The sequence below is a fragment of the Bernardetia sp. genome, from assembly GCF_020630935.1.
Lineage (GTDB): Bacteria > Bacteroidota > Bacteroidia > Cytophagales > Bernardetiaceae > Bernardetia.
On the sequence record NZ_JAHDIG010000015.1, the window covers coordinates 21,842 to 36,665 of the forward strand.

General features: G+C 33.1%; 15 protein-coding genes. 9 read left to right on the plus strand and 6 right to left on the minus strand.

Features of this window, described 5'->3' with window-relative positions:
• Nucleotides 1-52 precede the first annotated feature (52 nt).
• Genes QZ659_RS06155 through QZ659_RS06180 form a run of 6 tightly spaced genes read left to right on the plus strand, consistent with a single transcriptional unit; the run spans nucleotide 53 to nucleotide 5,744 of the window.
• Nucleotides 53-658 (plus strand): DUF1599 domain-containing protein, encoded by a 606-nt coding sequence (locus QZ659_RS06155; protein WP_291723529.1) that lies wholly within the window; start codon nucleotides 53-55, stop codon nucleotides 656-658.
• Between the two features lie 30 nt (nucleotides 659-688).
• On the plus strand, nucleotides 689-1,798 hold the full coding sequence (locus tag QZ659_RS06160) for a BT_3928 family protein (protein ID WP_291723532.1): 1,110 nt from the start codon (nucleotides 689-691) through the stop codon (nucleotides 1,796-1,798).
• A gap of 24 nt (nucleotides 1,799-1,822) precedes the next feature.
• Complete coding sequence (locus QZ659_RS06165) at nucleotides 1,823-2,746, plus strand: glycosyltransferase family 2 protein (RefSeq protein ID WP_291723535.1); 924 nt, start codon at nucleotides 1,823-1,825, stop codon at nucleotides 2,744-2,746.
• A gap of 4 nt (nucleotides 2,747-2,750) precedes the next feature.
• On the plus strand, nucleotides 2,751-3,464 hold the full coding sequence (locus QZ659_RS06170; RefSeq protein ID WP_291723538.1) for a GNAT family N-acetyltransferase: 714 nt from the start codon (nucleotides 2,751-2,753) through the stop codon (nucleotides 3,462-3,464).
• A 2-nt stretch (nucleotides 3,465-3,466) separates the two neighbouring features.
• Entirely contained in the window at nucleotides 3,467-4,600 is a 1,134-nt protein-coding gene (rffA, locus tag QZ659_RS06175) for a dTDP-4-amino-4,6-dideoxygalactose transaminase (protein WP_291723541.1), read from the plus strand.
• 7 nt (nucleotides 4,601-4,607) lie between these two features.
• Complete coding sequence (locus QZ659_RS06180) at nucleotides 4,608-5,744, plus strand: hypothetical protein (RefSeq protein WP_291723544.1); 1,137 nt, start codon at nucleotides 4,608-4,610, stop codon at nucleotides 5,742-5,744.
• A 168-nt stretch (nucleotides 5,745-5,912) separates the two neighbouring features.
• Here the strand turns inward: QZ659_RS06180 and QZ659_RS06185 are convergent, their stop codons facing one another.
• Both QZ659_RS06185 and QZ659_RS06190 read right to left on the minus strand, forming a co-directional pair.
• Nucleotides 5,913-8,009, minus strand: a complete 2,097-nt coding sequence (locus tag QZ659_RS06185; RefSeq protein WP_291723549.1) for a M13 family metallopeptidase — start codon at nucleotides 8,007-8,009, stop codon at nucleotides 5,913-5,915.
• A 162-nt stretch (nucleotides 8,010-8,171) separates the two neighbouring features.
• The gene (locus tag QZ659_RS06190) at nucleotides 8,172-8,876 is read right to left on the minus strand and encodes an RluA family pseudouridine synthase (RefSeq protein WP_291723552.1); all 705 of its coding nucleotides are present in this window, start codon (nucleotides 8,874-8,876) and stop codon (nucleotides 8,172-8,174) included.
• 325 nt (nucleotides 8,877-9,201) lie between these two features.
• Here QZ659_RS06190 and dcm point away from each other — a divergent pair, with 325 nt between their 5' ends.
• Entirely contained in the window at nucleotides 9,202-10,437 is a 1,236-nt protein-coding gene (gene dcm, locus QZ659_RS06195) for a DNA (cytosine-5-)-methyltransferase (protein WP_291723555.1), read from the plus strand.
• Here the strand turns inward: dcm and QZ659_RS06200 are convergent.
• Nucleotides 10,413-11,177, minus strand: a complete 765-nt coding sequence (locus QZ659_RS06200; RefSeq protein ID WP_291723558.1) for an Eco47II family restriction endonuclease — start codon at nucleotides 11,175-11,177, stop codon at nucleotides 10,413-10,415. The genes dcm and QZ659_RS06200 overlap by 25 nt on opposite strands.
• Nucleotides 11,178-11,215: 38 nt before the next feature.
• Nucleotides 11,216-12,184 carry a polyprenyl synthetase family protein gene (locus QZ659_RS06205; protein ID WP_291723561.1) on the minus strand — a complete coding sequence of 323 codons (969 nt, stop codon included), beginning with the start codon at nucleotides 12,182-12,184 and terminating at the stop codon, nucleotides 11,216-11,218.
• Nucleotides 12,185-12,296: 112 nt separating this feature from the next.
• Here QZ659_RS06205 and QZ659_RS06210 point away from each other — a divergent pair, with 112 nt between their 5' ends.
• On the plus strand, nucleotides 12,297-12,836 hold the full coding sequence (locus tag QZ659_RS06210) for a hypothetical protein (RefSeq protein WP_291723564.1): 540 nt from the start codon (nucleotides 12,297-12,299) through the stop codon (nucleotides 12,834-12,836).
• Nucleotides 12,837-12,895: 59 nt separating this feature from the next.
• Nucleotides 12,896-13,600 (plus strand): hypothetical protein, encoded by a 705-nt coding sequence (locus tag QZ659_RS06215; protein ID WP_291723567.1) that lies wholly within the window; start codon nucleotides 12,896-12,898, stop codon nucleotides 13,598-13,600.
• Between the two features lie 120 nt (nucleotides 13,601-13,720).
• On the opposite strand, the gene QZ659_RS06220 is transcribed toward QZ659_RS06215, so the two are convergent.
• Both QZ659_RS06220 and QZ659_RS06225 read right to left on the minus strand, forming a co-directional pair.
• Entirely contained in the window at nucleotides 13,721-14,236 is a 516-nt protein-coding gene (locus QZ659_RS06220; protein ID WP_291723571.1) for a DUF1573 domain-containing protein, read from the minus strand.
• A 107-nt stretch (nucleotides 14,237-14,343) separates the two neighbouring features.
• Entirely contained in the window at nucleotides 14,344-14,649 is a 306-nt protein-coding gene (locus tag QZ659_RS06225; RefSeq protein WP_291723574.1) for a YtxH domain-containing protein, read from the minus strand.
• Nucleotides 14,650-14,824 lie beyond the last annotated feature (175 nt).

The following is a 14,824-nucleotide window of genomic DNA, read 5'->3' on the forward strand; positions in this document are numbered from 1 at the left end:
TTTTGTAATTTTGTAACACAGAACATCATTTCTATTCAAAAAAAAGAATACTTTGACTGAAAAAACATTAGCTCAATATCGCCAAATAATGTCTACGTGTAGGCAGTTATTTGACCAAAAAAATAAGGATTACGGTACTTCATGGCGCATTTTGCGTTTGCCTAGTATAACAGACCAAATCTATATTAAAGCACAGCGCATCCGAACGATTCAAGATAAAGGCAATCAACTCATAGAAGATGATATTGCTTCAGAGTTTATCGGAATTATCAATTATGCTTTGATGGCTCTCATTCAGATTCAGCTTCGCAATGATACTCGTCTAGAGATTCCATTGAGAGAAGTAGCTGATTTATATCAAAAACAATCTGAAATTACGCAACAACTTTTGAGTCGTAAAAACCACGATTATGGAGAGGCTTGGCGTGTGATGCGAATTAGCAGTATGACAGATATTATTCTGATGAAATTGCTTCGCATTAAGCGTATTGAAGACAATCAGGGCAAAACGCTAGTTTCAGAAGGCATTGATGCAGGCTATAAAGATATGATAAACTATTCTGTTTTTGCTCTTATCTTGATGATGGAACAAAATCAGAATCAAGTAAATTCGAATATCAAAGAACAACATTCTGCTAAAAAACTACAAGAACAATAGAAATTAAAACAAGTAAAGAAAAAAACAGCTATGAAATTTTTTAATCAAGTGGTATGCTTTATTGTAGGAGCATTATTTATTTTTTCAGGTCTCGTAAAAGCCATTGACCCCAAAGGAACAGCTATTAAGTTAGGAGAGTATTTTGAGGTTTTTGCTACAGACCTCCCCTCAATGAGTAGTTTTTTTCACTTCTTAAATCAGAATGCTCTTTATTTAGCTATAATTTTTGTGGTTTCAGAGGTAGTATTGGGAACAGCCCTCTTGGTGGGCTTTAAGCGAAAAATTACTGTTTGGTTACTTTTCCTAATGATTACCTTCTTTACCTTCCTCACATTTTATTCAGCTTACTTCAATAAGGTAACAGATTGTGGGTGTTTTGGAGATTTTCTTCCTCTTGAGCCGTGGGAATCTTTTACAAAAGATGTGGTACTTTCTGTTCTGATTATAATTTTATTGGTACAAGTAAAAAAACTAACTAATAAATCAAGTTTCTTTACTTTCGTAACGGTATCTTCAATCACTCTTTTGACAGGTTTTCTGACATTTTATGCAGTCTATTATGAACCTCCAGTAGATTTTAGAGCTTATGCTATTGGAAAAAATATTCCAAAGCAAATGGAAGCTCCAGAGCCTGCTCAATATCTCTATCTGATGAGTAAAGATGGACAACAGTATGAAATGGATTCTTATCCAACTGACCCAAGCTACAAATATGATAGTATGATTCTTTTAAATCCAAAAGAAATTGAACCTAAAATTACAGATTATAGCTTGTGGGATGATGAAGGAGACTTTACAAAAGAGTCGCTAACAGAAAAGCGTATTTTTATCTTAGTTCAGAATGTAGAAAAAGGAAACTTTAATGAGTTTGATAAGATAAAGAAAATGATAGATGAAGTAACCTCAAAAGATGCCACTATAAAAGTAGCTATTCTTACTTCTGATACGAAACAGGCGATTGAAATGCTCAAAAAAAATCAGAATATTGATTTTCCTTTTTACTATATTGATGGAACAGTTATCAAAACCATAGCACGTTCCAATCCTGCTTTGTGGATGCTCAATGAAGGTACTGTTGTTGGTAAATATTCACCTAATGACATTCCTAGTTCGGTAGAAGTTTTAGAGCTATTTAAATAAAATGTATTTGTTTGATTTTTAATTATGCAACCCCATATTTCTGTAGTAAGCCCAGTTTATAGAGCTGACAAAATAGTTGATAAACTTGTTGAGCGCATTACAATAGAAGTGTCTAAGATTACAGAGAGCTTCGAAATTATTTTGGTAGAAGATGGAAGCCCAGATGAATCTTGGGAAGCTATTGAAAGAAATTGTAAAAAGGACGAACGAGTAAAAGGAATAAAATTGAGCCGTAATTTTGGGCAGCACTATGCTATTACGGCAGGTTTGGACAATGCAAAAGGAGAATGGGTAGTAGTAATGGATTGTGATTTGCAAGACCGACCTGAGGAGATTGTTAATCTATACAATAAAGCTGTAGAAGGTTATGATGTAGTTCTAGCTCGTCGTTTTGAAAGGCAAGATACATTCTTTAAAAGATTATTTTCTAACCTGTTTTATAAAGTATTGTCTTATCTTACAGGCATCAAACATGATGCTTCTATTGCTAATTTTGGAATTTATCATAAACGAGTAGTGGATAGTGTATGTTTGATGAGAGAGAGTATTCGATATTTTCCTACAATGATTAAGTGGGTAGGCTACGAGCAGACAAGTATAAATGTACAACATGCTAGTAGAGAAGAGGGTACGACAAGTTATAATTACAAAAGACTTTTTAATCTCGCACTAGATATTATCTTGGCATATTCAGACCGTCCTGTACGCTTAACAATTAAATTAGGTTTCATCATATCTTTTATATCATTTCTTCTTGCTGTATTTGTTGTAATTCAATACTCATTAGGTGTTATTTCAGTTGCAGGTTACGCTAGTCTAATTATATCTATTTGGTTTTTCTCTGGACTGATTATGATTACATTGGGTGTTGTTGGTTTGTATATTGGAAAAACATTTGAAGGGGTAAAAAATAGACCGATTTATATTACTCAAAAAGTTATAAATTAATTTTATGATAGAACATTTGAACTGGGATTCTGATTTTTTTGGATATAAGATTGGAAGAATACATCTGACTACAACCACAAATATTCAAAAAGTATTTCATATAGTTCAACAGTCTGAATATAAACTAATTTATCTAGTAGTTTCTGAAAGTGTTCATAATGAAAAATTAAAAAAAGAATTAGAAAGTCATGAAATATATTTAGTAGATGAGAAAATTACTTTTTCTCAAAATGTGCCAATTACAACTAGCTGTAACGATAATTTAGATAATATTAGATTATTTTTGCAAAAACAAGTACATCCAAAACTAATTGACCTCTCTTTACAAAGTGGTATTTACTCTCGTTTCAAAATAGATAAAAATTTTATTAATCAAGAATATGAGAAGTTATATACAGCTTGGATAGAAAACTCTGTGGGTGGAAAAATTGCAGATAGAGTTATTGTAGCTTATCAAGAAAATGAAATAGTTGGACTGCTTACACTAGCATTTAAAGATAGTTTTTCAGATATAGGAGTTTTGGCTGTTGATGAGCATTGCAGAGGGCAGAAAATAGGACATAAACTTGTAAAAAAGGCTATCTTAGAGACACAAGAGCAAGCCATCAGAAAAGTAAAAGTAGTTACTCAAAAAGTAAATAAACAGGCCTGTAACTTTTATTTGAAGCAAAATTTTGATATAGAAAAAATAGATTATATTTATCATATTTGGAAATAATTATGACCTCTCTTCCTTTCAACAAACCTTATCTCTCAGGAAAAGAAACTGACTATATAAAAGAAGCAGTGGCTTCTGGTAAAATCTCTGGAGATGGTGTTTTTACAAAAAAATGCCATGAGTTTTTTGAATCTAAATATGGATTTAAAAAATGTCTGCTTACTACTTCTTGTACAGATGCTCTTGAAATGGCAGCACTTCTCATCGACATTAGAGAAGGAGATGAAGTGATTATGCCTTCCTACACTTTTGTTTCCACATCAAATGCTTTTGTACTTCGTGGTGCAAAAATTGTTTTTGCCGATAGCGAAGCCAATACGCCAAATATTGATGCTGATAAAATAGAAGAACTTATTACTGAGAATACAAAAGCGATTGTAGTAGTTCATTATGCAGGAATGGCTTGTGATATGGATAAAATAATGGCTGTTGCTAATAAATACAATCTTTTTGTTATTGAAGATGCTGCACAAGCTATTGATAGTTTTTACAAAGGAAAACCTCTCGGAAGTATTGGACATTTGGCAGCATTTTCATTTCACGAAACCAAAAATATTATTTCTGGAGAAGGAGGAATGCTTATTATTAATGATGAAAAATTTATTAAACGAGCCGAAATTATTAGAGAAAAAGGAACAAATCGTTCTGCTTTCTTTAGAGGAGAAATAGATAAGTATGGTTGGGTAGATGTAGGTTCTTCATTTTTACCTTCTGATATTATTGCAGCGTTTTTGTATGCTCAACTGGAAAATTTGGAAGACATACAAAGCCGTAGAAAATATATATGGAATACCTATTATGAAGGATTGAAAGAACTAGATGAAAAAGGCTTGGTAAAACTTCCAAAAGTGTCTAGCTATGCAACTAATAATGCTCATATGTTTTATTTAGTTTGTGAAAATGTAGAAGAGCGTTCTGCACTAATCCAAACCCTAAAGAAAAATAATATAAATGCAGTTTTTCATTATTTATCTCTTCATAAATCACCTTTTTATAAAGACAAGCATGATGGGAGAAAGTTGCAAAACTGTGATAAATATGCAGACTCTTTAGTGCGTTTGCCTTTTTATTACGAACTGACAGAAGTACAAATTCAAACTATAATTACACAAATAAATTTATTTTTTTCAACCTAAATCATTTATGACAAACATCCAAAGTTTTTACAAGGATAAAGTAATAGTAGGATTCGGTGTTGGGGTTTTTTTATTATGTCTAGGTTTTTTTCTATACATTTATATGTATATTCATACTGATATACAATTACACAGTGCTATATTAGAAGATAATTTAGAAAAAGGTTTATTTCCAGTTCCTCCTCTTTACTATTTTACTATTCATTCTTTGCGTCTTTTGTTAGGGCATTTAGGCAAAGCTAGTATAGTTGTTTTAAGTACTGCTGTAGCTCTTAAATATTTGATTTCCATAAAAATTAGCAGTGAGTTTCGCCTAAATAAGTTTGCAACTTTATTATTTTTGTTCTTTATTCTTTTTATTACTCCTATAAATATTAATATAGAGTCCAATTTTTTATTAGGTAAATTAGGAATAAATATTTGGCATAACTCAACTACAATATTTTTGATGCCATTTGCTTTGCTATTGTATTATGTTAGTTACTTGACAATAAAAAATGATATAATTAAGCCTAAGTATATATGGTTAATGTGTATTTTAATATTAGTAAATTCACTCAGTAAGCCAAGTTTTCTATTTGTTTTTATTCCTGTATTTCCTTTAATGACTATTCTGTTTTCTAAGAATGATTTGCAAAAGGTGGTGTTAGCTTTTTGTATGTCTTTTTACTCTGGTTTATTGGTAGTACTAGAGTATTTGTATATATACGTCAAAAAGCCTACTCAAGATGATGGAAGTGTTGCATTCAGTTTTATGTATATATTGAAATTGTACAGTAATAATATACCATTAGATATGCTTACCAGCATGCTATTGCCATTAGTCATTCTAATATTATTTTTTAAGAAGACAATAAAAAATAAGATGTATATCTATGCAGTGTTACTTTTTGTTGTCGCAGTATTAATTTTTCTCTTTGTACAAGAGACAGGCGATAGAGCCAATCACGGGAATTTTGTATGGCAAGTTATTGTGTGTAATTATATACTCTTTTTGATTTCTACATTTATTGGTTTAGAGCATATATCAGAAAAGGGATGGAAAGATTATAAATCAATACTATTTTTAGTTACTTTTCTTTTACATTTAGTAAGTGGAATATTATACCTTTTTAAAATAATAGCATATGGACAATGGGTTTAATTCCTATAAATGTTAAACGGAGGATTTCATGTAAGTCAGACCTTTTTTTCGTTAGAACAGACCAAAATTATATCTACTCTGTTTTAAACAAGTAAAACTCTTATTTTAATCCCAAGTTTAGGTTAAATAAAAAAGGTTCAAGTTTTTGCTTGAACCTTTTTTTATATTCTACCAAATCACAATTTGCTTTTCTCTACGCATTTTGTCGCCTTCTTTTACATCAAAGGCAGTAAAGAAAGGTTCAAAGTTACTGAGAGGTCCATTGGCACGGAACATACCTGGAGAGTGATAATCTGTTTCTATACGATTGCGAAGCTCATCATCTGTAAAGTTTACACGCCAAATTTGCGCCCAACTCACAAAGAAACGCTGTTCTGGAGTGAGTCCGTCTTGAGATTCTGGCTTCCCATCTCTTGCCCACGCTTTTTGAAGAGCATCATACGCTACTGCCATTCCACCCAAATCAGCAATATTTTCTCCAAGTGTAGCATCTCCTTTTACATTGATTCCATCTAAAACTGTATAATCACTATACTGATTCACAAGTGAAGTTGTGCGTTCTTGAAATTGTTTTTTATCTGTATCTGTCCACCAGTTATTCATATTTCCTTCTGCATCATACTGACTTCCTTGGTCGTCGAAACCGTGAGAAATTTCGTGTCCGATAACAGCACCAATGCCACCATAGTTTACAGCATCGTCTGCATATTCGCTAAAGAATGGAGGTTGAAGAATTCCAGCAGGAAATACAATTTCGTTGCTCGTTGGATTATAATACGCATTTACTGTTGAAGGTGTCATGTGCCACTCTGTTTTATCTACTGGCTGACCTACTTTGCTAAGGTTATCATTCATCCACCATTTGCTGGCATTCATGAAGTTTTGAGCATAGTTGTCTGCTGAAAGTTCAAGTCCTTCATACGTTTTCCAAGTATCTGGGTAGCCTATTTTTGTTGTGATGGCAGCAAGTTTTGTCAAGGCTTGTTTTTTAGTGTCTTCTCCCATCCATTCTAAATTTTTGATATGGTCTTCAAAGGCAGTACGTACATCTTTTATCATAATTTCTGCACGCTCTTTTGCTTTCGGACTAAATGCTTCTTTTACATAAAGCTGCCCTAAAGAATGTCCTACACCTCTATCAATGACACGCAATACTTTTTTCCAACGCTCTTGCATTTCGCTTTGTCCACGCATGGTTTTGTTGTAGAAGTCAAAAGATTCTTGTTCAAAGTCTTTATTCAAGAAGTCTGAAAAGTTACTTGCCAACTGATATTTTTGATAATCTTTAAGTGCATCTAAAGAGTTATTTTTTAACGTTTTGCTCAATGCTTCAAAAAATTCTGGCTCACCCAAAATTACATGTTCTACACTCTCAATATTTGGAACTCCAATAGCTGACAAATGTGCCTTCCAATCTACATTTGGAGAGAGTTTTTGAAGTTCAGCAAAAGTCATTTTATTATAATTCTTTTCTGTGTCTCTGCGTTCAGCTGGCGTGCGAGAAGCCTTAGCAAGTGCCGTTTCGATAGCGACTACATTTTTGGCTTTTTTAGTAGCATCTTCTTCACTTTCTCCCATCAAGACAAACATATTTGAAACGTGTTTTTCAAAGGCAGTTAGTTTATCTTTTAAATCTGCTGTTTCGTAATAGGCTTTTGGAAGTGAAGTTCCACCTTGATACATATAAAGTGCGTTGGTAGAGCTATTTTTTTCGTCTGCTGTTACATACGTTCCAAAAAGACCACCTGCTACAGCTTTCTGATTGGCTGAAACACTTAAAAATTCTTCTAGTGTTGTAGCATTATTGATAGCTTCCAAATACGGATTAAGTGGAGTCATTCCAAGTTCTTCACGCTTGGCTTCATTCATACCACTTTTATAAATCATGGCTACGTGTCCTTCAGCAGAATTTGGATCTACAGAATTGTTGTTAGCAGCATTTTCTGCCACACGCTTCAAGATTTCTCTGTTTCTTTCCAAAATCTCACTAAAACTTGTCCAACGAGTTTCAGAAGCTGGAATCGGATTGTTTTTAAGCCAACTTCCATTTACATACATAAAGAAATCGTCTTGTGGACGAAAGGTAGTGTCAAAGTTAGCCAAGTCTATAGCTAAATAATCAGTAGGTTTGTTGTCTTCTGTTGTTGCTACTTCTTCTGTGGTTTCGTTAGCTGTGGACTTTTTAGGTTCGTTGCAAGAAGTCAGTCCTAAGCCGAATGTAAGACCAAGGGCAAGCGTACCTACTTTGTAGATAGAATATTTCATAAAACTTAAATAAAAGGATGAATTATTAAGATGTGTGAGTGTAAATTATTTATCTCATAGCAAGATACATAAATCATAATCTGTCTTAAAAAATGAAGAAATGATTTAAAGAATATTAGTAAAATAATGTATCTCCTTTTATTTTTTTAGGGAAATAAAGTGCTATTTACTGTTATGAAACAACTTGGAAAATTTAGTAGGCAGGCGTAAACCATTTATTTTATCAGTAACAGAAACTAACTCATCTGTAAACGGATGAGAAAAAAGCAGTTTGGAAGCGTGTAGATAAATTCCTTTTCCAGTCAAAATTAATCCTTCTTTTCCATATTCTTTATCTCCCAAAATTGGGTTTCCAATGCTTGCTAGATGCTTTCGGAGCTGATGCCTTCTGCCTGTTTTTGGTCTGAGTATTACTATGTTTAGAAATCCAAATCGCTCTGAAACTACGGACTTAAAAACTTTGTATTCTGTGATGGCTTCTTTTCCATCTATTTCTGAATCAATTATTCTTTCCTGTTTCAACGGTGCTTCCATTTTCCCTATCGTCACAGCAAAATATTTCTTTTGTATTTCTTTATCTTCAAAAAGTTTGTTCAACGCACGAATACTACTAGCTGTTTTTCCAACAAGCAAAACTCCTGTTGTACCGTAATCTAGGCGATGTACAGGCTGTGGTGTAGTAACGTCTGGCTGTGTGCTTTTTTTGAGGTTTTGAGGAAGTGCATTAGCAATCGTTTTGAAGCTATTTCCACTTACCAAAATACCAGCAGGCTTGTGAATAATAGCCAAATAATCATCTTCAAAAAGGACTTTCAAGGGAAATACAAACTCTTTTTTAGCCTTTTTTTCTTCTTTTGGAACAGACAAGACAATCGTCTCTCCTCCTGTTATGAAAGTTGCTGTGGTAGCAGACTTTCCATTGACGGTTACATAATTTTTCTTTAATGCCTTTTTCCAAGCCGATTTGGTAGGAACAAGTGAAAAAATACCTACTCCATATTCTTGAAGACGAATAGGAGAAGGGAGGTTTTGGGGGACGATATGAGTTTTTGTGTAGTAAATATTAATCTTTTGATTATTGAATTATGTGCTAATATCTAAAAAATAAATTTGCTAAAAGTAGTTTTTGCTTTTTTTATTAGCAATTTTAATTTATTTTTGTAACCATTGTGTAATCTTATTTAACTTGGTTATGAAAAAACATTATTCACTTTCGGAGGCTGCCCAAATATTAGGAAAAAGTAAAGAAACATTGAGAAGATGGGATAAAAATGGAAAGTTAGAGGCTATCCGTGAACCAATGAGTAATTACAGAGTATATAAAAAATCTCAATTAGATTTATTTTCAGAGTTTGTAGAGATAGAAACAGAAGAAGAGACAGACAATTTTGTCGCTCCAAATAAAGAATATAAAGTTTTGGAGCTTTTTGCTGGTGCTGGTGGCTTGGCGATTGGACTAGAAAAGGCAGGGGTAAAATGTGCTGCATTAAATGAAATGGATAAATGGGCTTGCCAGACATTGAGAGAAAACAGACCCAACTGGAATATTTTGGAAGGAGATATAAAAAACTTTGACTTTACAGAATATAAAAATAGCGTTGATATTGTTACAGGAGGGTTTCCTTGCCAAGCCTTTAGCTACGCAGGAAAAAAATTAGGGCTTCAAGATGCAAGAGGAACACTATTCTATGAGTTTGCAAGAGTAGTACAAGAAGTTAATCCTCTTATTTGTATTGGAGAAAATGTCAGAGGACTTCTTTCACACGACAAAGGCAAGACGTTAGAAGGTATGATTTCTATTTTGGATGAAATAGGCTACAACGTAGTACCAGTACAGGTTTTGAAAGCTATTCATTATAAAGTCCCACAAAAAAGAGAGCGCTTAATTTTGGTAGGAGTTAGAAAGGATATTGACATAAAATATGAATATCCAAAACCATATAAAAAAATCTATAATTTGTCTGATGCTTTAAAAAAAGGAGAATTATTTGACACAGATGTTCCAAATTCAGAAGGAGCAAGCTATCCACAACATAAAAAAGAAGTCTTAGATTTAGTTCCACCAAAGGGATATTGGAGAGATTTACCTATTGAGGTTCAAAAAGAATTTATGGGAAAGAGTTTTTATTTGGGAGGTGGAAAAACAGGAATGGCTCGTAGAATTGGTTGGGACGAACCTTGTCTTACTCTTACTTGTAGTCCAGCACAAAAACAAACCGAACGTTGCCACCCAGACGAAACCAGACCTTTTACCGTTAGAGAATACGCTAGAATACAGACTTTTCCTGACGATTGGAAGTTCATGGGTTCAGTCTCGCAGCAGTATAAGCAAATAGGTAATGCTGTTCCTTGTAATTTGGGGGAAGAAATTGGTTATTCTGTGATAAGATTTTTAAATGAATATTACAGCTTATCAAAACCTAAGTAATAACCAAAATTCTCAAAGGTAATCTCATCTAAAATACTTCTTCCAGATTCTTGAGAAGATTTCTTTATTTCATCAAATGCAGAATTTTGAGTTTTCTTACTACTTTTTTCTATACTTTGTAAATAATCTTCAATTGCTTTAGGTAAGACTTTGTATAGTTCAAATAAAGCATTTTGTTTACCTGTAAGGAGTGCATAAAACTTATCTCCAGAGATTTTATAAACTCTATCGTGATTGTAGTTGCTTCCATTTATTTTTCCAAACCACCTCTGATTAAAACTACCTTTTGCCCAAATCTGAACCCAATAACATTTTGAATTAGGGTACACGTCTGCAAACTTCTGTAGCTTTTGATATAGACTTTCAGCAGAACTGCTATTCATTGTGTTATGCTTGTTTTTGATGTCAGCAAAAAGAGAATCATCAGTAGCTTTGATATCATAACCACTTGAGTTCCCTCGCTGATAGCCATTAATCCCTCCCAAAATTTCCTCGTGAAATGTTCCTATGGCGTTATTTATAGACTTATCTATTTGTCTTGCAATTTCTGCTTTTATCAAGGTTTCTTCATCCATTTCATTAAATTTCGAATCAAAGGTTAGCTTGATTGTATCTATCTTCTGACTGTAGAATTTCTTTTTAGAAATATTATTTTTTGCAGCTAAATATGCAGTATGAAGATTTCCAATACAATTCAAAAGATGTTCGTCAGAAATATATGATAAATATTTGTTTGCCATTTTGGGTCGGTTTTTTCATAAATATACCAAAGAATAATCTACTTCTCCCTCTCAATCGCATACTTGACAAGTTCCATAAGTGAAGTTTTGTGTGCTGAAGTTGGAAAAGCATCTAGCATTTTGATAGCGTCTTGATAATAACTTTGCATTACGTTTTTGGTGTAATCTATTCCCCCTGACTGTCTTACAAATTCTATGACTTCGTTTATTTTGTCTGCTTTGTTATTTTTATTCTTTACTAAATAAATAATATGTTTTCTATCAGAAACAGACGCATTTTTGAGAGCATAAATCAAAGGCAATGTCATTTTTCTTTCTTTGATGTCTATTCCTAAAGGCTTTCCTACTTCGGCAGTTCCATAATCAAACAAATCATCTTTTATCTGAAAGGCAATGCCTATTTTTTCACCAAAGTCTTTCATTAAGTTGATAATTTCTGTATCTGCACCAGACGAAGCTGCACCCACACCACAACACGCAGAAATCAGTGTAGCCGTTTTTTGTCTAATAATTTCAAAATAAACTTCTTCTGTAATGTCTAGCTTTCTTGATTTTTCAATTTGTAGCAGTTCGCCCTCACTCATTTCCCTAACAGCATTTGAAACGATACGTAAAAGCTCAAAATCTCCATTATCGATAGAGAGTAGCAAACCACGAGAAAGTAAATAATCTCCCACCAAAACGGCAACTTTGTTTTTCCAAAGTGCATTGATAGAGAAAAAACCTCGTCTATAATTCGACTCATCTACTACATCGTCGTGTACGAGAGTTGCTGTGTGTAAAAGTTCTACCAAAGAAGCACCACGATATGTAGTTTCGCCTATTGTTCCACATATTCCTGCGGAAAGAAAGACAAACATCGGACGCATTTGCTTTCCCTTACTCTTGACAATATAATTGGTTATTTTGTCTAAAAGCATAACGTCGGAACGCATAAAGTCTCTAAATTTTTGTTCGAAGACTTTCATTTCTGATGCAATGGGAGCTTGTATGCGTTTAAGACTCATAGAAGATAGAGGATAGAGTTGGAAAAAATGGCTATTTTGTACTCGCTACAAAGGTAGGAATTTGTAATTTTATGAGCTAATCGTATTTTTATAAAAACAGTCATCATAAACCATGAAAATAGAATATACACTCAAAGAAGAAGATTTTTTAGAATATCAGCTTTATATTACCTCACTCTCTAAGTCTATTACAAAAAAACGCCTCATTGCACAGTTTGGTGTTCCTATTTTATATATTGTATTGGCAATTGGCTTTTATTTTTACAACAACAATCAAGATGCTATTTTGATTTGTGTTTTTTTAGGTGCGTTGTGGCTTTTTATATATCCTTTCTATTCAAAATATAGGTATAAGCGTTTTTACTTGAATTACATCAAAAAGAATTACGCAGATAGGTTAGACCACGTCGATTCACTACGATTAGGAAATAAAAAATATTTCTACATTACCGAACAAGGAAATGAGGGAAAAGTTGAAGTAACAGAAACAGAAAAACTGATAGAACTTAAAAATCATTTTTTTATTCAAATGAAAGCAGGAGGAGCAATTATACTCCCAAAAAGTTATATCTTGAATATAGAAACCTTCAAGAAAGAAATAGCCAACTTAAATATTGAGTATCTTGACGATACAAAATGGAGATGGAGCTAATGGTTTGGCAAGTTTTGTGAACCAAGTATTTTTAAAAAATTATAAAACTAAGTAAATAAATGAAAAATACAATCTTATATGTTTTGCTCTTTTGTAGTAGCGTTTTTGTCTTTACATCTTGTAAAGACGAAGCTCCAGAAACTCCAAAAGATATTACTTTCGGACAATCTTTTTATCCTATTGAGAAAGGACGATTTCAAACTTTTCTTGTAACACAAACTATTTATGCACTCAACGAAAATCCCGTTAGAACAACATATCAGTTGAAAGAAGTTATTGGTGATGAGTTTGAAGGAGAAAATGGCGAAATACTCAATGAAGTGTTGCGTTATGTACGTCCGAATGGCTTAGAAGTATTTCGTTTGGATTCTGTCTTTTCTGTGAGAAAAGATGAAAATGTGGTGGTCAAGATGGAACACAATATTCCTTATGTGAAGATGGATTTTCCAATAGAAGAAGGCAAGGTGTGGAATGGAAATCTTTTTAATGCACGTCCAGCTAAAGATTTTTTAGCAGAAGCTGTTTCGGTTTCAAAGTCGGTAGGAGGAAATACTTTCTCAAATACGTTTACAGTAATTGAAAGTCAAGATTCTAGTTTGGTAGATAAAAATTTGCGCTATGAAATTTATGCAGAAGATGTAGGACTAATCTATAGAAGAACCGAAGATTTGATTTATTGTAATCAACCTGAATGTTTTGGACAAAAAATTATAGAACGAGGAATTATTTCAGAACTTACCATTTTTGATTGGGGAGTAGAATGAGGAGGGGTTCATACAGCTAAGTACATTACAAATTTATAAATAGCAATTTATTATTTAGCAAAACAAAAAGCCTAAGAGTGAAAACTCTTAGGCTTTTGAATTTTATTTTGTGTCATATTTTTATTTATATGGCGCACCAGACTGCTCTCCTACTACATTTCCTTTGAAAGAAATTAGCGTTTGTCCTCCTTCAATATTAGCTTTTACAGTAGCAGTTTTGTTTACGTTTCCTGGCTTACCTTTAGAATCAAAAGTAAGTGAAATAGTACCTTCTGCTCCTGGAGCAACAGGGTCTTTTGTATAGTCTGATGCAGTACAACCACAAGATGGTTGAACGGCTGTAAGGATAAGAGGCACATCTCCAGTATTTTTGAATTTGAAAATATGTTCTACTTTTTCGCCTTCTTGGATAGTTCCAAAATCGTGTACAGTTTCTTCAAACTCAATAGCAGCTAAATTAGCAACCACTTCTGTATTTGTAACTTCTGCTGTAGTAGCATCATCAGTTACTGTGTTTGCAATTTCTGTACTTGCAGTAGCGTCTTCTGTACTTGCTTCTGATTTCTTTTCACCCGAACAAGCTACAAAAAGACTGCTCATTCCGAAGATAAGAAACGTTCCTATGATTTTATTCATTTTCATATATGACTGATTTTTAATGAGATAATTTGTTTTGTTGTCTTACAAAGATACTACAAATTGTCTTTTAGCGATACAATTTTTATTATTTTTATAGGTCGCCACTATTTTTGAGTACGGATTTGAGAGATGAGCGCATCTATTTCAGAACTCAAATCTTCAGTACGTTCGCTAAGTTCAGCAATTATTTTTTTGCCTTCTTCTTGTGCTTCTTTCGAAAATACATTTTCGTCTGTCGAATTAATTTTCTCTAAAAGTGAATTTACTCTATCACGAGTACGATACAAGCGATAGTTGAGGCGACTACGAGTATTCTTGCCCTTGTCTGGGGCATATAAAACTCCAAAAAATGTTCCGATAGCTGCTGCTCCCACTACGCCAGCGAGCCAGCCGATATGCGATGACTTCATAATATGATATTGTTTTTTAAAAGTAATTTGGCTTTACTGATAAAGATTACCAATTACTTTGTTTTATGTTTTGAGTAATAAGTATGTTTTTGGTTAGTGCTACATGAACGTATTTCTCTGTGCATTAGTTTAATAAAAAATATTTTTCTATTTCTACTTATTTTGCCTTCCTCTA